Genomic DNA, 21,500 nt, shown 5'->3' on the forward strand with positions numbered 1-21,500 from the left:
CAGCCGCTCTATCGGCTGTGGGAACTGATCGTGATCATCGTGAAGTTTCTGTGGGAGCTGTTGCAGTTGCTGGGCGGTGGCGGGTAACGAATGCGCCGGCCCACGCCCGCGGCGCCGGATTGCCATTGTGCGGACTCAACGCGCGAAGCGGTAATCCTGCGGGCGCACGCGGCGCGTACGCTTGCGAAAGCTGAACGTGAAGCCGGGCCAGATCGCGGTGACTTTGCCGCTCTGCGTTTGATACCAGCTGTGGCAGCCGCTCGTCCACACCGCGTGCCGCATCTCCTGTTGCAAACGCGCGTTGAAATCGCGCTGCACGTCGGCGCGCAAGGTCATCGTGCGCGCATTCTGTTTCCGCAGCACGCGCAGGCAATCGCCGATATATCGCAGTTGCGACTCGATCATGTAGATCATCGAGTTATGGCCGAGCCCCGTGTTCGGGCCGACGATCATGAAGAAGTTCGGGAAGTTCGCGATGCTCGTGCCGAGATAGGCCTCGGGGCCATCGCGCAGCCATAGCGTGCTGAGGTCGGTGCCGTCGAGGCCGGTCACTTCGAACGGCGCGGGCACGTCGTTGACCTGGAAGCCGGTGCCGCAGATGATCGCGTCCGCGCGGTGATGCAGACCGTCGTCGGTCACGATGCCATCCGCGACGATCTCGCGGATACCGCTCGTCACGACGTCGACGTTCGGCTGACAGACGGCCGGGTAATAGTCGCTCGACAGCAGCACGCGCTTGCAGCCGAGCCGGTGGTTCGGCGTGAGCTTCGCGCGCAGCACCGGATCCTTGACGCGTCGCTGCAGATAGCTGAGGCCGAACTTCATCGGCATCTTCATCAGCTTCGGATTGACGACGAACGCGATCCCACGCGACTCGAGCTGCCAATAGATCGCGCTGCGAACGAAGCGCTGCGTGAACGGCAGCGTGCGGAACAGCCATTGCGCGCGCGGGCCGATCGGCTTGTCGCGCTTCGGCATCACCCATGGGGCGGTGCGCTGGAACAGAGCCAGATGCGCGACATGCGGCTGGATTTTCGGCACGAACTGGATCGCGCTCGCGCCGGTGCCGATGACCGCGACGCGTTTGCCGTCGAGCGGATAGGCGTGATCCCAGCGCGCCGAATGGAACAGCTTGCCCTCGAACCGTTCGATGCCGGCGATGCGCGGCAGCGCGGGACGCGACAGCGGACCGTTCGCGGCGATCAGCATGTCGGCCTCGACGATTTCGCGCGCGCCGTTCGTGTCGAGCTCGACGAGCCAGATCTGCCGCGCTTCGTCGAAGCGCGCGGCGCTCACTTTCGCATTGCAACGCACGTAGCGATCGACGCCGTACTTGCGCGCGCAGTGCTGCAGATACGCGAGAATTTCGGCCTGGCTGCTGAAGGAGCGCGACCACGCCGGATTCGCCTCGAACGAGAACGAATAGAGATGCGAGGGGACATCGCAGGCCGCGCCGGGGTAGGTATTGTCACGCCACGTGCCGCCGATGCCGCTCGCGGCCTCATAGACCGTAAACGACGTGATGCCCATTTGCTGCAGACGGATGGCCATGCCGATGCCGGCAAAGCCACTGCCGACGATCGCAATGCGCAGCGCGGTGGATGAAGCAGAAGGGGCAGGCGTCACGGCGGTCTCCGGCACGGGGCGAAAGCGGCGGGTGAAACCATAGCGGCTACGGCGCGCTGGACTCGCGCGGCGCGACGGGCAGGGGCGAAATCGCGCGTCTACAGCTGTCTACACACGCTTAACGCGCAGGGTAGACAACTGTACACATCGCGTCAAGATCGTTTAGAGTGCAGCTATTAAACGCGCATACCGCGCGACGATTGAACGTACGATGACGACCGTCCCCGAAGCAGCGTCCGTCGCCGGCCCGGAGTTGCCGCCCGGCAAGCGCAAGCTGATCGAGGCCGCGCTGCGGTTGACCGCCGGCGGCCGCAGTTTCGCGAGCCTCGGCTTGCGCGAGCTCGCACGCGAGGCGGGGCTCAATCCGAACACGTTCTACCGCCATTTCAGCGCGCTCGACGAGCTTGCGCACGAAGCCGTCGCCTCGGTGAGCCGACGGCTTCGGCCGATGCTGCGGCGCGAGCGCTGGCTCGCCGCGCACGACGAACCGCACAGCGTGCCGCGGCGCGCGTGCGTCGCGTTTTTCGCGTTCGCGCTCGCGAACCGCGAGGCGTTCCTGAGCGCGCTGGCCGAATACCACGGCACGTCGCCGGCTTTGCGCGAAGCGGTGCGCGCGAACCTGCACGAGGTGTCGGCGGAGATGGCGGACGACGTCGTGCAGCTCGAATTGATGCCGCGACTCGCGCGCGAGACTGTCGACGAAGTCTGCACGCAGATCGTGCTGCAACTGTTTCATCTATCCGCTGAATACATCGATGCGAACCCCGCGCGCCGCGACGCATTGATCGATTACGCGGAACGTTTCATCGTGCGGCTGTTTGCGGGGGCGGTCGTGCTCGCGCAGCACGAGGGTAGCCAGGCGGAGTCGGCGCGGGCCTGACTTGAACGAAGGCGGTACACAAAACCGGCAGGCAAAAAACAGGCTCCGCGAAGGAGCCTGTCTTTTCATTCGACGCGGATCGATCGGGTTCGATCAGGTATCGGTCCAACCGCCGGAATCGTCGTTGCTGCCCATGTCGATGCCGCCGCCGCTGCCGTCATCGTTCCAGTCGTTCGAACCCTGACCGAAGTCGAGGCCGCCGCCGTTTCCGCCGTCGTCGCCGCGCCGGCGCAGTTCGTCGGGGTCGACGACCACGTCGCGCTCGACTACGCGGTCACGCCCATGACTGAGCGCCTCGCCAAGCAGCACGCCGGTCAGCAGACCGCCCATGCCGCCACCCATGCCACCGCCTTGCTGCACGATGACCTGCGGCTGCTGCTGATAGGGACCCTGTTGCGGATAAGGCGGTTGCGGGTTGCCGAAGCGCTCGGCCTCCTGCGCGTACGTCGATTGCTGAGCGCTGCCCACGGACGCGGCGGTCGGATCGGGCCGGCCGTCGGCGCGCGCGCGCAGGCTCGCGATGCGCTGCTCGAACTCGTCGAGTGCATAGGGCGGCAGCGGATTCTTGCCGTTCGACAGCGTTTCGACGGCGCCGCGCAACTGTTCTTCGGTCGCTTCGACGTCTTTCTCGAGCAACTCGTGACCCGGCGCGGTGGATAGCTTCACGTCGAGCTTGATCGAACGCACCGTATTGAGCATGTCGGTGGCGCGCTTCAATTGCGCGCGGCGGTCCTCGTCGGCGCGCGTGTCTTCCTGGCTGCGCGCGCGGCGCAAGGTCCAGCGCAGCACGAGCGCGATCACCGCGATCAGAACAATGATACCGATCCACATACCCACCCCCGGACCATGCCGTTGTTGCGCTTGCGACATCATCGCCGACTGTTGCTGCACAGCAGGCGCATTCTGCTGCGCGAACGGATTCGCGGCGTGACGGGTGACGTTGCCGCCCGCGCGTTCCGCGTCGCGGCGCAGGCGCGCTTCGGTTTGCGCGAAGCGGCTCGGGTCGGTGAAGCGGACCTGCGGATCGAGCGTCTTTGCCTGTTGGAGCTGCGCGAGCGCCTCGGCGGAACGGCCTTCGCGATCGAGCACCTGGGCGTACAGATAGTGCGCGTGTGCGTTGTTCGGATGCGCTTGCAACACTTCGGTGAGGCCGGCGTCGGCCTGCTGCCAGTTGCCCTGCGACATCGCCGATTCGATTTGCTGGGCGGTCGGCACCGCGAACGCCGCGGCCGACACGAGCAGCAGCGAAGCGAAGGCGGTTGCGAAAAGTTTTTTCATTTGCGGACCGGGCGGGGCGCGCCCGTCTCCATCAGTCGATTGCGGTGGCTGCCTGTGGCGGCCGGTATGCCGGTGCGTTCAGAAGCGAGCGCACCGGCATGTACTGCTACTGCTGTCATTGCTGCGTGTACTTGCTGCGAGGAAGTACACGCATCCAGCACTTACTGCGCCGGCGTATTGAGCTGCTTCTTCAGCGCTTCGAGCCGATCATCGACGGACGGGCCGCGGTTCAGGTCCGCGAGCTTGTCGTCGAGCGCCTTGCCGCTTTTTTCGTCGGCGGAGTTCAGACGTGCGTCGGAACGCGCGTTCGACAGCGCGACTTTATCTTCGAGCTTCTGGAAATCCTCGGACAGGTTCTTGCCGCCGATGCCGCCGAGTGCGGTGGCCGCGGTATCTTTCGCCTGCGCGATCTGCTGCTTGGCTTGCAGGATGCTCGAGCGCGCGTTCAGGTCGTTGCGGCGCGTGCGCATGTCCTCGATCTGGCTCTTCAGTTGCGCGACCGACGGCTCCAGCGAAGTCAGTTCTTTGGTCAGCGCATCGCGTTCGGCTTCGGCCGTGGCCTGCGCACCGAGCGCTTCACGCGCGAGCGCTTCGTCGCCGGACTGCAGCGCACGGCGAGCACCGTCTTCATACTTCTTCGCCTTGTCTGCGGCAACATCGCGCTTGCTTTGCTGGGTGGCGACCTGCGCCTGAATCTCGATCAGCGAGTTTTCGGCCTTGCCGATGCTGTCGTCGAGTTCGCGCACGATCTGGCGCGAGTCGCGCGACGGATCCTGCACCGAGTCGGCCGCATCGTTCAAAAGACCTTTGAGCGTGCGCGAAATGCTGTCAAAAAGCGACATGAAAACCTCCAGAGAATGTGAGCGGCGCCGACGATGCGTGCGCGCCTGACTGCCTTGAACTACTGCTACTTTACGCCGCCGTGCAGCCATGCTGCGCAACGTTCGGACCGGAGTTCGGGGCGCACTTGCCAATTGCAATAGCGCGGTCCGTTTTTGTTGAGGCGCAATGCCGGTTGAGGATTGCCATCGATGATGGAAAGCCGCGATGGGCATGGACTTGACGGCGGATCATGGACTTGACGGCGGATATTACACCACCGGCTGTCTTAAAGATGGCTTAAACGATGCGGCTTCCCGAAGGCTCGGACGATGCGCGAAAAGCCGCTGTTTGCGGGTGTGGGCGGGCGTTACCGAGCGGCGTTTCACGCAGGTGTCACTGATGTAACGATATGCAACCGGGACTCGTTGCGTACGCTCGCCTGCTCGCTCGGATGCAGTGATTGCGGCTCGGTGCGCAGTAATTTTCCGTCACGCTTTGCGTCACGCGAAACGGCCGCCTTCGGCGCTCGGATCGCTGTGCGGTTCGTCGTCGTCCGAGTCCTGGTCGTTGGGACGGCGCTTGAGTGAGTTGCGCAGACGCGCCGACGTGCCGGGCAGCCGTTTCGACGCGGCGTTGTCGATTGCGTCCGCTTCGGCGTTTTCCGCATTTTCGGCGGCTCGTGCTGCCGTCAGACGCGCGACGGCTTCGGCGGTGGCCGCGGCCTGTTCGTCCTGCTCGGCGGCGAGCGCGGCGGCGACGCCCGCGGGAAGCAGCGAGGGGGCATCCACAGCGTCGGTCACGGGAGCGGGGCGACCGGCTTGCTGGATCGAGGGCGAATCCACGGCATCGGCCGCGCCGGCAGCCGCCGGAGCCGCCGCGTCTTTCTCATCCGCTTGCAGCGCTACCGGCAGCGCGGCGCGCGCATAGCGCGTACCGCGCGCGACGCGCTGCAGCGCCGCGTTCAGCGGATCGGGCGCGCGCGGCGCGCGCAGCCGGTCGACGATGCTCGCGGCCTTGACCTGTTCGCTGGTCGCGCCGAAGCTCAGCACCGCGCGCCGCATCAGTTCACTCACGCTGATGCCCAGATCCTCGGCAGTCGCGGTGATCGCACGTTTCTGCGCGGTCGTGACGAATACGACGATGCGCTCACTGGGCTTGGACATGATCGACTCGCAGTCTTGTTAGCATGGGCGGTTCGGCGCGTGCCTTCGGATACGGTGTCGGAACCCGTCATCGGAACTGCCGTTGGATCCCGCCGCTGGGGTCCCCGTCGCGCGCATCGAGGGACGCGCGCGGGGTTCATCATATGACGAGTTGCGCCGCCACGGAACAAGCGCGGTGCGAAAATCCCGTGGCATCAATGAGTTGTAGTGTTTGCGGCCGGTTTGTCCACAGCCCTTTCAACAGAAAATGTTGATAACCCCGCATAAGCTGCGCGTCGCGCGCACGCTGCAATGCGCGCTGCGCGAAATTACAGACCCTTACCAGGAAAAGGCGGCCGGCAAAGGGAATTCTTACAAAAAAACTGCCTTGGACCGCTGCCGATTTCTTTAAAATGTGCTGTTACGTTGCGCCGGACATGGTCCGAGGCGTGCCGTGCGGCCGGCCGGGGGCAAGGTCCGCAGGGCGGCGTACGTCCCGGCCAGGATGTCGAACACGACCCATGCGCGCGCCGCGAGCGCGTGCAGACAGGCGCGCAGTTGCGGGCCCATTATTCCAGTCATGCCAATCATCAAACGACCGCATTCCTCGAACTCTCCGGCCGGTGAAGACCGGGACTCCCACCAACGCACCCCTGGACGCAATGCCGCTTCGCGCGAGCCCGAGCGCGGCCGTCGTTCGATCGGCGCGTCGCTCGTGCTGTGGTTCTTCGGCCTGATCGCGACCGTCGCCGTGGTCGGGGCGCTGATCGTCGGCTATGCGCTCGTCGTGATGGGGCCGCAATTGCCGTCGCTCGACGCGCTGACCGACTATCGCCCGAAAGTGCCGCTGCGCGTCTACACGGCCGATCACGTGCTGATCGGCGAATTCGGCGAGGAGCGACGCAGCCTGGTGCGCTTCCAGGACATCCCCGACCAGATGAAAAAAGCGGTGCTCGCGATCGAGGACTACCGCTTTTACGAACACGGCGGCGTCGACTTCGTCGGCATCCTGCGCGCCGGTTTCGCCGACCTTGCGCATGGCGGCGCGTCGCAGGGCGCGAGCACGATCACGATGCAGGTCGCGCGCAACTTCTTCCTCTCCAGCGAGAAGACGTACACGCGCAAGATCTACGAGATGCTGCTCGCGTACAAGATCGAGCGCGCGCTGACCAAAGACCAGATCCTCGAGCTGTACATGAACCAGATCTATCTGGGCGAGCGCGCGTACGGCTTCGCCGCGGCCGCGCGCGTGTACTTCGGCAAGGACCTGAAGGACCTCACGCTGGCCCAGGCCGCGATGCTCGCGGGCCTGCCGAAGGCGCCGTCCGCGTATAACCCGGTCGTCAATCCGAAGCGCGCGAAGATCCGTCAGGAGTACATCCTGCGACGCATGCTCGAGCTGAACTACATCACGCAGCAGCAGTACGACCAGGCCGTGAAGGAAGAGATTCACACGAAGAATCCGGGCAACGAGTACAGCGTGCACGCCGAGTATGTCGCCGAAATGGTGCGGCAGATGATGTACGCGCAGTACAAGGACGAAACCTATACGCGCGGCCTGAACGTGACCACCACGATCGATTCCGCCGATCAGGACGCCGCGTATCGCGCGGTGCGCAAGGGCGTGATGGACTACGAGCGGCGCCACGGCTATCGCGGACCGGAAGGCTTCGTGCAGTTGCCCGAGGCAGGCGACGACCGCGACCAGACGATCGACGACGCGCTGACCGATCACCCGGACAACGGCGAGATCATCGCCGGCGTGGTGACGGACGCGAGCGCGAAGCAGGTGGCCGCGCAACTGGTCGACGGCACCCAGGTGACGGTGTCGGGCGACGGCCTGCGCTTCGTCGCCGCGGCGCTGAGCCCGCGCGCGAACGCGACGCTGCGCATCAAGCCGGGTTCGATCGTGCGCCTCGTCGCCGACGACAAGGGCAACTGGCAGATCACTCAGTTGCCGCAGGTCGAGGGCGCGCTCGTGTCGCTGACGCCGCAGGACGGCGCGATCCGCGCGCTGATCGGTGGTTTCGACTTCAACAAGAACAAGTTCAACCATGTAACGCAAGCGTGGCGGCAGCCGGGTTCGAGCTTCAAGCCGTTCATCTATTCGGCGGCGCTCGACAAGGGGCTCGCACCGGCGACGATCATCAACGACGCGCCGCTGTACTTCCCGCCGAGCACGCCGGGCGGCGACGCGTGGGAGCCGAAGGACGACGACCAGCCTGATGGTCCGATGTCAATGCGCCTCGCGCTGCAGAAGTCGAAGAACCTCGTGTCGATCCGCATCCTGTCGTTCATCGGCACCAGGTACGCGCAGGACTTCGTCACGCAGCGCTTCGGCTTCGACGCCGACAAGACCCCGCCGTATCTGCCGATGGCGCTGGGCGCGGGCCTCGTCACGCCGCTGCAGTCGGCGGGCGCGTACTCGGTGTTCGCGAACGGCGGCTACCGGATCAATCCGTATCTGATCAACGAAGTGACCGACGCGCGCGGCGTGGCGATCTCGCGCGCGCAGCCGCTCGTCGCTGGGCGCGACGCGCCGCGCACGCTCGAGCCGCGTAACGCATACATCATGAACAGCCTGTTGCACTCGGTCGCGACCGCGGGTACGGGCGCGGGCACCAACGTGTTGAAGCGCTCGGACCTGCAGGGCAAGACCGGCACGACCAACGACGCGAAGGACGGCTGGTTCGCCGGCTATCAGCAGTCGCTGGTGGCGGTCGCGTGGATGGGCTACGACCAGCCGAAGAGTCTCGGCAGCCGCGAATTCGGCGCGCAGCTCGCGCTGCCGATCTGGGTCGAGTACATGCAGCGCGCGCTGCGCGGTGTGCCACAGGCCGAGCCGCAGCAACCCGACGGTGTGACGGTGATGAACGGCGAGCTGTTCTTTACCGACAAGTTGCCGGGGCAAGGCTTCGTCGCGAGCATCGGTCTCGATTCGGGCAATCCGATGGCTGGCGCGACCGATGCGGTGGGCGGGGTCGGCCCGGCGGGCATGACGCCGCCGGTGGTGCCGCCGCCGAGCGTGTCGACGACCGAGAAGAAGCAGATCATGGATCTGTTCGAGTCGAACAAGCCTTGATGTCTCGGATGGCGGGTGCGCGGGGGGCCGCGGATTCTTAAGCGATACGGGCATCGGCCCGCTCTCGCCGCATACCGTCATGTCAGCGGCGAAACACCTCGACGCGAGGCACATCGTCGGAAAAAGCGGACTGAAGTGCCCACTCCTCGTAGCGTTTCGCGCCGGCAAGATGCTCCGATAACTTCATGGTCAGATCATGCCAGGCTGAATCGCCTTCCGGCACGGTCATGGTACGGCCATCGTCTAGCCGGACGAGCAATACGATCGAATTTCCAATCGATTGTTCTGACCGCGTAGCGACGATTTCGCAAATATCTTCCCAGGCAATGTGTTGCTCGCCTTGCTGATTTGTCACGACGAGACCCTTATCGCTCAGGGATAGAGCGAAGGAGAATCTGCGTGACGGCAGGCGTCCTAGCAGCCAGGAGTTGATCCGGCTCATTATCATGTCGTAGCTCTATTTCCATTTGATTGGGGCGAGGCGCCAGATATTCTCTGCGGCCTCCTTGCCGACATGGTGGCCGAGCCAGCTCGCCATCATGCCACCGGCAATACCCCCCAGCACAATTGCCCCGCCTTCCGCCAACTCTCCTACGACCGGAATCATCAACGATGGCGCGGCCCATGTGCCAGCCCATGCCGCGCCAGCCGCCGCACCTGCCCACATGCCTCCCGTGCCCGCCGCCAATCCACCGATGGCTCCTGCAAATTCCTCAGTCGCTACTCGCGCTTTGTCCTTCTGCGGCGCTTTCTCGATGACTACGCCGACGGCAACAATCTCAATCACGATGCCGGCGGACCCAGCCATCCGGCCTACAAATGCGATACGGTTAACGACAGACCGCGTTTTGCCGACGCTCAACAGAACCGCTTCTATATTGCCTTTTTTTCGAAGCAGGGTGTCCAGGGTTGGCAAATTTCTGGATGGTTTGAGCGCCTCAGAGTAAAAGCGCCCGAATGGACTTAGACGCCTGCGCATTTCAATCACCAAACCGTTGCGTTGCACTTCGACCAATTGTCTGGCTTCCTCGTGAGTGACATTCCCACGCTGAAGGAGTCGCTTGGCCTGTTGCTGAATTACGGAATTCGTCTTGTCATAGATGTGTCTTGCATATCCGTCCCAAGCCATATTCGCGGCGACGGGAAACTGAATGTTAACTACATCTGAAACTTTAGCTGTATAGCTGTATCGTGTTCTACTTTGATCTGCCATTATCTAACTCGCATTGAGAAAATCGAAAATCTTGCATAGTTTATATGGCGAATCATCCTAAAATTGCGGGTATAGCTACAGTGACCTATGCGCACTGTGCGCGGCAACCGTGACTCAAGGCTGTGCGCGGGTAGCCCAAAACTGGACGGAAAGGAAAAGCACGAAAAAAGTATGAGCAAGTGTTAAATAACGGGATGCAGATCCAACGCAAATCATCGTCATGACCTCGGATATTGATGATATCTCCCATCGAGAGCCGTTTTTCGCGATTCTGATACAGTTCTATTCACCACAGACTCACGATGGGCGTCCGATCGATCTTTGAAATAGACGACGGTTTGAAATGAACGAAAGTGAAACCTTTGAGCGTCGCCGTTTAGTGGCAGTGGCACAGGCAATGTTGGACGGCAATCTCTCGGTTCTTGAAGGGGCGGCGCAGCTACTCGCTCTTAAGAATCAGTTAGACGGGATTGCCGATCGCGATCCGGACTTTGATGTCTTCGTCGTCATTCGATCAGAGACCGATCATTTGCCTTTCGAAGCGCAACGATCGCAGTGGCTATCTGAGGCGCTTGCTCATCTTGAGTCCGAGTTCAAAAGCTCGCAAGAGTGGGCAAGTTCTTTCGCGCCTCAAGCATGCATCGATCTGATAGCACGATTCAGTGATCGATAAACACCGTTGGGGCGCTGCAGAGCACGTGTACTGTGGCTTGCTTCTGATTCGTTTCGCACCGTACAAACAAATCGTATTAGGTTCAATGCGTTAGCCCGTTGTTCAGACAGTTTTCAACAGGTTCATCAACACGAACTGGGGATAAGTGCGCCGCGTTCCGTACGGAATCCGAGATTTAGTTGGATGTCACCGTGTTCGTCGTCCCAACCGATGCAGGCGCAGAAGCCGAAGTCGCCGCAGCCGATGATGCGCCTGCCTGATCAACCAGCGGATTCCCCATCGCCTGAAACAACGCGGCCGTATCCGTCAGCCGCGCGCTCATATAGCGGATCTCATCGAGCTGCGCGTTGCGCCATTGCTGCTCGCTCGAACGCGTCGCGGCGACGGGCAGCGCGCCGAGCCGATAGCGCGCCGAGGTCTCGTTGAACACACCCTGTGCCGAACGCGCGGCGACGTTCGCGGAGCCGAGCGACTGCGCGTCGTGCTCGAGTGAGGCGAGCGTGTCGGCGACGTTCTGAAACGCGGCCAGCACAGTCTGTTTGTACTGCGACACGCTCGCTTCGTACGTGTGCTGCGCCGCGCGGCGCTGCGCGAGCAGGGCGCCGCCATGAAACAGCGGTTGCGACAGCGACGCGCCGATGCTCCAGATCGCCCCCGCACCGGACATCGCGACCGGCCAGCTAAACCCGCCTTGTCCCATCGATGCCGACAGCGACAGACTCGGGAACATCTGCGCGGTGGCGACGCCGACATCGGTCGCAGCGGCCTTCAGCGCGGCGTCGGCGGCCTCGATGTCAGGCCGCGTGCGCAGCAGCTCCGACGGCACGACGACCGGGACCTGCTCCGGCACATGCAACTGCGCGAGATCGATGTCGTCCGGCGCGGCATCGGGCGTGCGGCCGAGCAGCACCGCGAGCGCGTGACGCGTAGTGAGCCACTGTTGCTTCAGCGCCGGCAGACTTGCCGACACGCTCGCCGCGCTCTGCTGCGCGTTCAGCAGATCGGCATGCGATACCGCGCCGAGCGCGAAGCGCCGTTCGGTATCGCGCGCCTGATCATTGGCGAGGACCACGAGCCGCTCGGTCGTGTCGATCTGAGCATGCAGCGCGGCGCTCGTGATCGTCGCGGTCACGATGTTCGCGGCGAGCGCGCGCCGCGCCGCCTCGAGCTGGTAGACCTGCACGTTCACGCGCGCGGCGAGCGCCGCGTTCGCGAGCCGCGCGGCGCCGAACAGATCGAACGTGTAGTGCGCCTGCAACTGACCGACGAACACGTTGTACAGAAACGTGTTCGGTCCGATCTCGGGGATCGCGAGCGCGCGATTGCGGGTGGCCTGGCCGCCGGCGTCGATGGTCGGCAGCAGCGAGCTGCCGACCTGCGCGCGCAATTGCTCGCGCGCGGCGGCGAGACTGCGGTCGGTCGCGTCGAGCGTCGGACTATTGCGCAGGCCTTCGTCGACGAGCGCGTTCAGCGCATCCGAGCGGTACAGCTTCCACCATTCGGGCACCGGCTGCGCGCCGGTCACGAACTGCTGCGTGACGCCCTGCGCGGGCACGGTTTGCGTCGGTAGCGGCTCGGCACCGTAGTGCGCGGGCTGCGGCATCGCGGGCGCGTCGCCGTTCGGTCCAAACGAGCAGGCGCCGAGCATGCAGGTGATGCTGGCGATGCTGGTGGCAAGCGTGGTACGGGCCAGCGCGTCGAAGCGCGCGCGGCGGTGGCGGGATAGGGCGGGAATAGTCATGCTCGTGCTCATGCTCAGTTACCCGTGTGCGTGGCGCCGGCACCGGACGGCGTCTGCGGCTCGCGCTCGTCGCTGCGCACACGGAACGACGCGGCGTACAACGCGGGCAGATAGAACAGCGTGAGGATCGTCGCGCTCGTGATGCCGCCCATCAGCGCGGTCGCCATCGGCCCGAAGAAGTTGGAGCGCAGCAACGGGATCAGCGCGAGCACGGCGGCCGCGGCGGTCAGCGTGATCGGCCGGAACCGCCGCACGGTCGCGCCGACGATCGCATCGAAACGCTTGTGCCCCGACGCAATGTCCTGCTCGATCTGATCGACGAGAATCACCGAGTTGCGCATGATGATGCCGAACATCGCGATCACGCCGAGCATCGCGACGAAGCCGAACGGCTGGCCGAACAGCAGCAAGGTGAGCACGACGCCGATCAGGCCGAGCGGCGCGGTCAGGACGACCATCAGCACGCGCGCGAGGCTTTGCAGCTGGATCATCAGCAGCGTGAGCACCGCGATCACCATGATCGGAATCTGCGCGTTGATCGAGGTTTGACCCTTGGCGCTTTCCTCGACGGAGCCGCCGATCTCGATCCGGTAGCCGACCGGCAGCGTCGCGCGGATCGGCGCGAGCGCGCGGTCCACCGCGTGCGTGACGTCGATGCCTTGCGCGCCGGCCGACACGTCCGACTGCACGGTGATGGTCGGCTGACGGTTGCGTTCCCAGATCACGCCGTATTCGAGGTCGTCGCGCAGATGTCCGAGCGTGCCGAGCGGCACCGGGCCGTTGGGCGTCGGCATCGCGAGCGCGGTCAGCTGCGACGGGTCGACGCGTTCGGCGCGCGGCGCGCGCAGATCGACGCTGATCAGCTTGTCGCGCTCCCGATACTGCGTGACCGTGTAGCCGGACATCGTCATCGCGAGGAAGCTGGCGACGTCTTCGGACGTCACGCCGAGCTCGCGCGCGCGTTTCTGGTCGATCTCGAAGCGCACCGAGCGCTCGGCGGGTTCGTCCCAGTCGAACTGCACGTTGCGCGTGCCGCGATTGGCGCGCATCGTTGCGGCGACGCGTTCGGCGATCGAGCGCACGGTCGCGATGTCGTCGCCGCTCACGCGGAACTGCACCGGATAGCCGACCGGCGGCCCGTTCTCGAGGCGCGACAGGCGCGTGCGGATCGCCGGGAAGTTGTTGAGCAACTCCGGTTCGAGCCACTGCGCGAGCTTCTCGCGATCCTTGACCGACTTCGCGGTGATCACGAACTGTGCGAAGTTCGGCTGCTGCAATTGCTGATCGAGCGGCAGATAGAAGCGCGGCGCGCCGGTGCCGACGAAGCTGACTGAGTGATCGATTTCAGGCCGGCCTTTGAGAACCTGTTCGAGGCGCTGCGCCTGGCGCAGTGTTGCATCGAACGACGCGCCTTCGGGCAGCCGCACATCGACCAGCAACTCCGGCCGGTCCGAGCTCGGGAAGAACTGCTGCGGCACGAGCGAGAAGCCGGCCATCGCGAGCACGAACAGCAGCACGGTGATCGCGAGCACGACGAAGCGCCGCTCGATGCACCAGCCGATCCAGCCGCGCAAGCGCGTGTAGAAGCGCGTGTCGTAGATGTCATGTTCGTGATCGTCAGGCTCGTGCGCATGGCGCTTGCGCTCGGGCAGCATGTGATAGCCGAGCAGCGGAATCAGCACGACCGCCGCGAGCCACGACGCGATCAGCGCGATCGCCGACACCTCGAAGATCGAGCGCGTGTACTCGCCGGTGCTCGACTTCGCGAGCGCGATCGGCAGGAAGCCGGCTACGGTGACGAGCGTGCCGGTCAGCATCGGAAACGCGGTGCTGGTGTACGCGAAGGCCGCGGCGCGCGTGCGGTTCCAGCCTTGCTCGAGCTTCACCGACATCATTTCGACCGCGATGATCGCATCGTCGACGAGCAGGCCGAGCGCGAGCACGAGTGTGCCGAGCGATACCTTGTGCAGGCCGATATCGAACAGGTACATGCACAGCGCGGTGACCGCGAGCACCACTGGGATCGAGATCACGACCACCATGCCGGTGCGCACGCCGAGCGACACGAGGCTCACGACCAGCACGATCGCGACCGCTTCGGCGACCGCTTCGAGGAAGTCGTTGACCGAGCGCGCGACCGCGTGCGGCATGCTCGATACTTCGACGAGATTCAATCCGGCGGGCAGCGCGGCGCGCAGTTGGGTCATCTGCTGATCGAGCGCGCGGCCGAGGCGGATCACGTCGCCGCCCGGCTGCATCGTCACGCCGATACCGAGTACGGGCTTGCCGCCGAAGCGCATCTGCGTGACGACCGGGTCGTCGTAGCCGCGCTTGATCGTCGCGATGTCGCCGAGACGGAGCGTGCGGTTGTTGATGCGGATCAGCGTGTCGGCGAGCGCGCCCACGTCGTTGAACTGGCCGCTCGGGCGCACGAACACGCGGTCGTCGGTGGTGGTCAGCGTACCCGCGGGAGCGATCGTGTTCTGCGCGTTGATCGCCTGCCCAAGCTGTTGTGGCGAGATGCCGAGACGCGTCAACTGCGTGTTCGCGATCTCGATGTAGATGTGCTGATCGGGATCGCCGAAGTAGTCGACCTTGCCGACGCCGGGCACGCGCAGCAGCACCGAGCGTAGCTGGTCCGCGTAATCGTGCAGTTGCGCGGCGGAAAAGCCGTCGCCTTCGAGCGTGTAGATGTTGGTGTAGACGTCGCCGAATTCGTCGTTGAAGAACGGGCCCTGGATGCCCGGCGGCAAGCTCGACGCGATGTCGCCGACTTTCTTGCGCACCTGGTACCACGTCTCGGGCACCTGGCTCACCGGCGCCGAGTCCTTCATCGTGAAGAAGATCAGCGATTCGCCGGGACGCGAGTAGCTGCGCACGAAATCGATGTACGGCGTTTCCTGCAGCTTGCGGCCGATGCGATCGGTCAACTGCTCCTGCACCTGGCGCGCGGTGGCACCCGGCCAGAACGTGCGGATCACCATCACGCGGAACGTGAAGGGCGGGTCTTCCGACTGCGCGAGCCGCGTGTAGGCGAGGATGCCGAACGCGGTGGCGAGCGCGATCAGGAATACGACCAGCGCCTGATGACGCAGCGCCCACGCGGACAGATTGAAGCGTCCTTCTTCGTGCGACGTGCTCATGAAGCGAAGTCCTCGGGATGCAGCGGCGCGATCGCGCGGACTTTCTGGCCGGCGCTCACGGTGTGCACGCCCTGCAGCACGACGCTTTCGCCATCTTTCAGGCCATCGCTGACGACGAACGTGCGCTCGTAGTAGCGCGTGACGGTCACGCGACGCAGCTCGAGCGTGTTGTCCGCGGCGCGCACGACCCACACGGCCGGTTGGCGCCCCTCGTGAAACAGCGCGGTGACCGGCAGCGTGAACACGCCGTGCTGCGCGGCCGCCGCGGCGAGCGGCACGGCCGGCGTGACGTCGGCGGTCATGCCAAGGCGCACGTCGGCGCCGGCATCGAGCAGGGTCAGACGCGCGCGCCAGGTGCGGCTCTGCGGATCGGCGGCCGGCGACAGCTCGCGCACGCGTGCGCCGAGCTTGCGGCCCGGCAGCGCGGCGAGCGTGACGCTCGCGTTCTGGCCGACCGCGAATGCGGCGAGCGTGCTTTCGGGCACGTCGCACAGCACGTCGACGTCGCCGCTCCACGCGAGGTTGTAGACGGCCTGACCCGCCGACACGTTCTGGCCCGTGTCCGCCTGTTCAGCCGTGATGACGCCCGCATGACCGGCGACGAGCGTCGTGTACTGCAGCTGGTTCTTCGCGAGTGCCGCCTGCTGCTGCGCCTGATCGCGCTGCGCGAGCGCGGACGCGTAGGCGTTGGTGGTCTGTTCGAGCTGCGCGGGCGCGATCAGGTTTTCTTTGGCCTGCGCCCTGTCGCGTTCGAGCTGCTGCTGCGCATAGACGAGGTTGTGCTGCGCGGCGTCGAGCTGCGCCTGCGTGCTCGCGGCGTTTTTCTGCGCATCGGCCGGGTCGAGCAGCGCGACGACTTCGCCGCTTTTCACCGTGTCGCCGAGCCGTACCCGCCGCTCGATGATCTTGCCGGCGACGCGGAACGACAGCGGCGTCGAATAGCGCGCCTGCACTTCGCCGGGCAGCGACGCCGCCTGCAGCGCGTGGCCGTCCGCATGCACGGCGAGCGCGACCACCGGGCGCGGCGCGGGCGCCGCGGCTTCCTTCTTCGAGCAGGCCGCGAGCGCTAGCACGCCTGCCAGCGCCAGCGCGCAGGTCTGCCTGGAGAAACCGCGGTGAGAGGATGGGGGAGACTGCTGGCGCATCGCTGACGATGCGGGAGAACCGGGACGCTTCACAATTACCCCAACTGGAGACAGCGAACGAACACGGCAAGCCGCGCGGCCCGCCAGCGAAGACCCGCATGCCGCGTCATGCTAATGGCATACAGGGATGGCTTTGAATGAAGCAATGCATTCTAATACACTCATGTATCTGAATGTATAGGTGGATTTGAATTCTTTGGGGTGCTAGGCTTGCGGCCATGAAACGTCAAAGACTGACAAGAGAGCAGAGCAAGGACCAGACGCGGGAGCGGCTGCTCGATGCCGCGCAGGCAATTTTCATGAAGAAGGGCTTCGTCGCGGCGAGTGTCGAGGACATCGCGGCGGCGGCTGGCTATACACGCGGCGCGTTCTATTCGAACTTCCGCAGCAAGACCGAGCTGTTTCTGGAGCTATTGCGGCGCGATCACGAAGCGATGCAGGCGGGCCTGCATGCGATCTTCGAAAGCGCGGCGTCGCGCGAGGAGATGGAGGCGCGCGTGCTGCGCTACTACAGCTCGCTGCATCGCGAGAACAAGTGTTTTCTGTTGTGGGTCGAGGCGAAGCTGCTGGCGGTGCGCGACGGCCGTTTCCGGCTGCGCTTCAACGCGTTCATGCACGAAAAGATCGAACAGTTGAGCGCCTATGTGCGCGAGTTCTCGGAGCGCGTGGGCACGCCGATGCCGATGCAGCCCGAGCAGCTCGCGATCGGCCTGATGGGTCTGTGCGACGGCGTGCAGTTCTTCTACACGGTCGATCCGCAGAATGTCCCGGCGGAGATGGCCGAAACGGTGCTGGCGGGGTTTTTCTCGCGCGTGGTGTTCGGGCGCGATGCGTAACGGTAGGCGTTGAGCCTGGAGGCGCAGATGCGCGAATGCGCGACCCGGAGGGATCGCGCATCAGATACGGTTCAAGGCGGAAGAATCATTCGACCGGCAGTTGCGCGCAGGCCTCGGCGGCGGGCGCCGCGCACGCGAACGCGAACGCGTATTGGCCGCTGGCGTCGAGGAATTTTTCCCCGGCGTGCAGGGCAACTTTGATATCGGGGCAGCGCTCGTAACCGATATAGGCCGAGCTCGCGGCGGCCGACCAGCAAACCAGCGAAAACGCGATCTTTTCCAGCAGACGAAAACGATGTGGCATGGCGGTGTAGCGGTAACTTTCTTTGGCCGCCATCTTACCAGCGAACTAGGGTTTATACCTAGCTAAAATCCACGATAGACGCCGTAATAGTGGCGCGATGGACACGCCGCGCCGAATCTGACCGGAATGTCATGTCGGGGTCAGGGTTGGGACATGTCCTATCGCTAGAATCGGTTGCGTTGGGCGGACCCGCGCGCGCCCATGCGGCGCGGGTCGACACAGGCGGCAACGATTGCGCCGGCCCGGCTTTACCGAGGCAGGAGTCGTCCCATGAATCAACTGCAGTCGATGCGCGTGTTCGTCAAGGTGGCGGACCTCGGCAGTTTCGTCGGCGCGTCGGGCGCGCTGGATGTGTCCACCGCGGTCGTCACGCGGCACGTCGCGGATCTCGAAGCGCGGCTCGGCACGCGACTGCTGAACCGCACCACCCGCCGTCTTTCGCTGACCGAATCGGGCGCGACCTATCTGGAGCGCGTACGCCACATCCTCGCCGATCTCGAGAGCGTCGAGCAGATGGTGGTGGCGCGCAATCACGAGCCGGTCGGCACGCTGCGCATCGTCGCGCCGGTCGTGTTCGGATTGCACAGTCTCGCGCCGGTCGTGCAGTCGTACGCGGCGCGCTATCCCGACGTCGTGCCCGACGTCACGCTCGCCGACCGCCACGTCGATCTGGTCGAAGAGGGCTTCGACGTCGGCATCCTGGCTGCGCGGCACATGCGCAGCGCGAGCATCGTCACGCGGCGGTTGACGACCGGGTACATGACGGTTTGCGCGACGCCCGAGTATTTGGCGCAACACGGCACGCCGAAGCGCCCCGCGGATCTGCTCAGGCATTCGTGCCTGAGCAGGCCGGCCGAGCAGGGCGGCGAGGAGCGGTTGTTCAATGGGCCGGACGGCGAAGTGCGGGTGCGGCCGACCAACGCGATCGCGGCGAACAACGCCGAGATGCTGCGGCAGTTCGCGCTGCTCGGCATGGGCGTGGCGATCCTGCCGAGCTACCTGATCGGCAGTGATCTGACGGCGGGGCGGCTCGTGCGTCTGCTCGACGCATACAGTCTGCCGCCCATCGAAATCACGATTGCGTATCCGAGCCGGCTGCATCTGCCGGCGAAGGTGCGGACGTTCATCGACCATCTGGTCGAGCATTTCCAGCCGGACAGCGCGCAGGCGCGGGATTCCCGTAGCGTGGCGCCGGTGCGGGTGGTGGCCGGGGTGAGCGGGTCCGACGCTCCGAGGGCGCGCGAGATCGCCGACGACGCGCTCGGAAACAGCCGCACGACGCGCCCTGTGACGCGGGTGGCGCGCGCGCGGATCGCGGCGTCGTCGCAGTTCTGACGTGTGAGGTGAGGCGAGGCTGAATCCGGGTTCAGATCCCCAGGCCCGGACCATAGTTGCCGCCGATCAGGCGCGTGACCGACTCGATGTCGACATAATCCTGCTCCGGCATACCATCGAGCATCGCCAACACCTCGTTGCTCGCGCCGGCTTCGCGCGCGGCGTCGACGAGTGCGTCCTTGTTGGTCGGGAATTCGACTTCGCTGAGAAAATCGGCGATCTGCAGATCGATCGATTCGCCGGGGATGTCCGAGGCCGTCATGCGCATGCTCCTGGTGAGCTTAAGTTAGTCACGTCGTTATTGCTGCCACGAAAAGCCAGCGCCTCGCCGCGATGAGTTTCTCGCTGTCTGTTGCAATCCCGCGCGCATCGCCGCCCCATCGTCATGACGGCCGGCGCAAACCGGGCAGGCGCGCCGTCGTAGCCGCGCCGCCGCCCGCCGTTGCGGCGGCTCTCACGTGGTCAGATGCTCGTTCTGCCCGGTCAGGCTGCGTTCCAGATGTCGGGACTTCGGCAGCGCAATATGCTCCCAGTGCTGCGGACGGCTGGCGTCGGTGCTCGACACGTCTGGGGCCGGAGGCGCGACCGGCGCGGCGTTCGCGCGTTGCGCAAGCGTGATGGAATCCGTGCTGTCCGAGGCGGTGTGAACCGGCGCGGCAAAGCACGAGGCTGACAGCGTCACCATGATTAACAGTGTCGAGGTTTTCATCGCCCGACCTCCTAAAGCTCATGCGGCGCTGACAATCGAGCAAGCCCTGTGCCGTCCCGCGTCGAGAGGACGGTGCAAGCCGAGGACGGCATGGCGCTGCGCGGCCCAGGCTCCTTACCATCTTAGATGGCAAATACTGCAACGCGCGCACATTTGCGGCAAAACCGTATTGTAGGTTCCATCATGGCACGAACAGGCGCGCGCGTCCGCCATGCGCTAGCGCAGCACCTCGAAGCGCGTCCACGGCCACGACGGCCGGTCGCGCATATAGCCGTTCAGCCAGTTCCACTGCGGATGCCGCTTCATGAACGCCTGCGCGTCGAACGGCCGGCCGCACGGATGCCCCCAGCGCGCGGTGAAGGCCATCTCGCGGGCCATTTCGCTGTCGACCACCTTGCCGTCGTTCGCGCCCCACGGATTGAACGGCCCGTGATCGGTGCCGCCGAAGCGCGCGTCGTCGAGCTCCAGATGCCCGCAGATCGTGCGCGAGCACGGGTTGTCGTTGCGATCGAGATAGACGTCGTGATGATCGGCGATCATCTGCTTCGCGAGCTCGACGTCGATGCTGCCGCGATGCAGTTCCTCGAGCTGCATGAAACGCAGACGCCGCGCGCCGTTCTTGCGCACGTCGGTATAGTCCTCGCCTTCGCCGATGCATTCCTGGTTGCGGATCTTCAGATCCGTCGCGGTGTTGTAGCCGCTGTAGAAACCGTCTTTGGTGGTCTCGAAGCCCGCATAGTGCAGCCCGAGTTCGTAACGCGCGATCTCGCCGGTCTTCGTGTCGCCGAGCAGCCAACTGTTCGCGTAGCCGCCGTTGTTCGCGAGCGAGAACATGTCGCACCATTCCTTGATGCTGTTCGCATATTGCGACGCGCGCCGCGAGCGATAGAACTCGGGCGCACCGGCCGCGTTGTAGCCCGCGAAGTTCGAGATTGTCGTTTCGGTGATCATCAGGCCGGCCGCCGTGACCCAGAAATCGGTCAGGCTCGAGATGCAGCCCGGCAGGCCCTGCATCAGGATGCGGTTGCCGCGGTCGGGCACGATGTCGAACACGACGTTGAACGCGTCGCCGGCCGCGTAGCGGTCCCACGAGTTGTGCGCCATCACGATACGGCCGTCGCGCGTCGCGTTGCCGGTCGCGATGAACGCGCTGCAGTGGTGACCGCGCCGGCCGCGCCACAGTTTCGCGCCCAGATGCGGCTGCGCCTGCGCGGCGTGCGTCGGCCACCAGCTTTGCAGCAGATCCATGTAGCCGTTCCACGCGAGCACTTCGGCGAACGGCAGCTTCGCGCCGTCGGCGATGCCATGGATTTCATCGGCGAATTCGGTGTCGAGCTTGCTCGCGAACTGGCTCGTCGCGGCATTGACGAAGGTGTCGAACTCCTCGCCGGTGTCCCATTTGGCGAGATAGCGCGCGGTGCGGATCGCGTTTCTGATTTCGTCGGCGAGCAACTGGCCGTGCTGCTCGCCGCGATCGTACGGCTCACCTTCGATATGCACGAAAATCCAGCCGGCCTGATCGCGGCGTACGGCCTCGGGGGACGGTTCGCTCATCTTCGCTCCGACGATAC

General features: G+C 64.8%; 18 protein-coding genes. 5 read left to right on the top strand and 13 right to left on the bottom strand.

The window, feature by feature from the left end; translation table 11 throughout:
- Positions 1-135: 135 nt before the first annotated feature.
- On the bottom strand, positions 136-1,626 hold the full coding sequence (locus HDG33_RS04000) for an NAD(P)/FAD-dependent oxidoreductase (RefSeq protein WP_184022683.1): 1,491 nt from the start codon (positions 1,624-1,626) through the stop codon (positions 136-138).
- 211 nt (positions 1,627-1,837) lie between these two features.
- Here HDG33_RS04000 and HDG33_RS04005 point away from each other — a divergent pair, with 211 nt between their 5' ends.
- Positions 1,838-2,506 (top strand): TetR family transcriptional regulator, encoded by a 669-nt coding sequence (locus HDG33_RS04005; RefSeq protein WP_184022684.1) that lies wholly within the window; start codon positions 1,838-1,840, stop codon positions 2,504-2,506.
- A gap of 93 nt (positions 2,507-2,599) precedes the next feature.
- Here HDG33_RS04005 and HDG33_RS04010 read toward each other — a convergent pair whose 3' ends face one another.
- The 3 genes from HDG33_RS04010 to HDG33_RS04020 form a co-directional block, all read right to left on the bottom strand.
- Positions 2,600-3,784, bottom strand: a complete 1,185-nt coding sequence (locus HDG33_RS04010) for a tetratricopeptide repeat protein (RefSeq protein ID WP_184022685.1) — start codon at positions 3,782-3,784, stop codon at positions 2,600-2,602.
- A 161-nt stretch (positions 3,785-3,945) separates the two neighbouring features.
- Entirely contained in the window at positions 3,946-4,626 is a 681-nt protein-coding gene (locus HDG33_RS04015) for a PspA/IM30 family protein (protein ID WP_184022686.1), read from the bottom strand.
- A gap of 480 nt (positions 4,627-5,106) precedes the next feature.
- Positions 5,107-5,769: a hypothetical protein gene (locus HDG33_RS04020; RefSeq protein WP_184022687.1), complete on the bottom strand. Its 663-nt coding sequence runs from the start codon at positions 5,767-5,769 to the stop codon at positions 5,107-5,109.
- A 559-nt stretch (positions 5,770-6,328) separates the two neighbouring features.
- On the opposite strand from HDG33_RS04020, the gene HDG33_RS04025 reads away from it, so the two are divergent.
- Positions 6,329-8,830, top strand: coding sequence for a penicillin-binding protein 1A (locus tag HDG33_RS04025; protein WP_184022688.1), 2,502 nt, complete (start codon positions 6,329-6,331; stop codon positions 8,828-8,830).
- Positions 8,831-8,912: 82 nt separating this feature from the next.
- Here HDG33_RS04025 and HDG33_RS04030 read toward each other — a convergent pair whose 3' ends face one another.
- Together HDG33_RS04030 and HDG33_RS04035 are read right to left on the bottom strand one after the other, a co-directional pair.
- On the bottom strand, positions 8,913-9,272 hold the full coding sequence (locus tag HDG33_RS04030) for a hypothetical protein (RefSeq protein ID WP_184022689.1): 360 nt from the start codon (positions 9,270-9,272) through the stop codon (positions 8,913-8,915).
- A 15-nt stretch (positions 9,273-9,287) separates the two neighbouring features.
- On the bottom strand, positions 9,288-10,043 hold the full coding sequence (locus HDG33_RS04035) for a hypothetical protein (RefSeq protein ID WP_184022690.1): 756 nt from the start codon (positions 10,041-10,043) through the stop codon (positions 9,288-9,290).
- A gap of 343 nt (positions 10,044-10,386) precedes the next feature.
- Here HDG33_RS04035 and HDG33_RS04040 point away from each other — a divergent pair, with 343 nt between their 5' ends.
- Complete coding sequence (locus tag HDG33_RS04040; protein ID WP_184022691.1) at positions 10,387-10,716, top strand: DUF2489 domain-containing protein; 330 nt, start codon at positions 10,387-10,389, stop codon at positions 10,714-10,716.
- 175 nt (positions 10,717-10,891) lie between these two features.
- Here the strand turns inward: HDG33_RS04040 and HDG33_RS04045 are convergent, their stop codons facing one another.
- The 3 genes from HDG33_RS04045 to HDG33_RS04055 are packed head-to-tail and all read right to left on the bottom strand — an operon-like array spanning position 10,892 to position 16,745.
- Positions 10,892-12,457 (bottom strand): efflux transporter outer membrane subunit, encoded by a 1,566-nt coding sequence (locus HDG33_RS04045; protein ID WP_184022692.1) that lies wholly within the window; start codon positions 12,455-12,457, stop codon positions 10,892-10,894.
- A 14-nt stretch (positions 12,458-12,471) separates the two neighbouring features.
- Complete coding sequence (locus HDG33_RS04050; protein WP_184022693.1) at positions 12,472-15,600, bottom strand: efflux RND transporter permease subunit; 3,129 nt, start codon at positions 15,598-15,600, stop codon at positions 12,472-12,474.
- Complete coding sequence (locus HDG33_RS04055; protein ID WP_184022694.1) at positions 15,597-16,745, bottom strand: efflux RND transporter periplasmic adaptor subunit; 1,149 nt, start codon at positions 16,743-16,745, stop codon at positions 15,597-15,599. Before HDG33_RS04055 ends, HDG33_RS04050 begins: the two co-directional genes overlap by 4 nt.
- 218 nt (positions 16,746-16,963) lie before the next feature.
- Between HDG33_RS04055 and HDG33_RS04060 the strand changes: the two genes are divergently transcribed.
- Positions 16,964-17,581 (top strand): TetR/AcrR family transcriptional regulator, encoded by a 618-nt coding sequence (locus tag HDG33_RS04060; protein WP_184022695.1) that lies wholly within the window; start codon positions 16,964-16,966, stop codon positions 17,579-17,581.
- An 85-nt stretch (positions 17,582-17,666) separates the two neighbouring features.
- Here HDG33_RS04060 and HDG33_RS04065 read toward each other — a convergent pair whose 3' ends face one another.
- Positions 17,667-17,885 (bottom strand): hypothetical protein, encoded by a 219-nt coding sequence (locus HDG33_RS04065; RefSeq protein WP_184022696.1) that lies wholly within the window; start codon positions 17,883-17,885, stop codon positions 17,667-17,669.
- 270 nt (positions 17,886-18,155) lie between these two features.
- On the opposite strand from HDG33_RS04065, the gene HDG33_RS04070 reads away from it, so the two are divergent.
- Positions 18,156-19,220 (top strand): LysR family transcriptional regulator, encoded by a 1,065-nt coding sequence (locus tag HDG33_RS04070; protein WP_184022697.1) that lies wholly within the window; start codon positions 18,156-18,158, stop codon positions 19,218-19,220.
- A gap of 31 nt (positions 19,221-19,251) precedes the next feature.
- Here the strand turns inward: HDG33_RS04070 and HDG33_RS04075 are convergent, their stop codons facing one another.
- The 3 genes from HDG33_RS04075 to HDG33_RS04085 all read right to left on the bottom strand — a co-directional run bounded on the left by HDG33_RS04075 (position 19,252) and on the right by HDG33_RS04085 (position 21,483).
- The gene (locus HDG33_RS04075) at positions 19,252-19,482 is read right to left on the bottom strand and encodes a DUF2795 domain-containing protein (protein WP_184022698.1); all 231 of its coding nucleotides are present in this window, start codon (positions 19,480-19,482) and stop codon (positions 19,252-19,254) included.
- A 192-nt stretch (positions 19,483-19,674) separates the two neighbouring features.
- Positions 19,675-19,929, bottom strand: a complete 255-nt coding sequence (locus tag HDG33_RS04080) for a hypothetical protein (protein WP_184003891.1) — start codon at positions 19,927-19,929, stop codon at positions 19,675-19,677.
- A gap of 216 nt (positions 19,930-20,145) precedes the next feature.
- A complete protein-coding gene (locus HDG33_RS04085) occupies positions 20,146-21,483 on the bottom strand; it encodes a C45 family peptidase (RefSeq protein WP_184022699.1) in 1,338 nt (445 codons plus the stop codon).
- Between the last annotated feature and the right edge of the window lie 17 nt (positions 21,484-21,500).

The organism is Paraburkholderia sp. Cpub6, from assembly GCF_014201065.1.
In the GTDB taxonomy this organism is placed as follows: Bacteria; Pseudomonadota; Gammaproteobacteria; order Burkholderiales; family Burkholderiaceae; genus Paraburkholderia; species Paraburkholderia tuberum.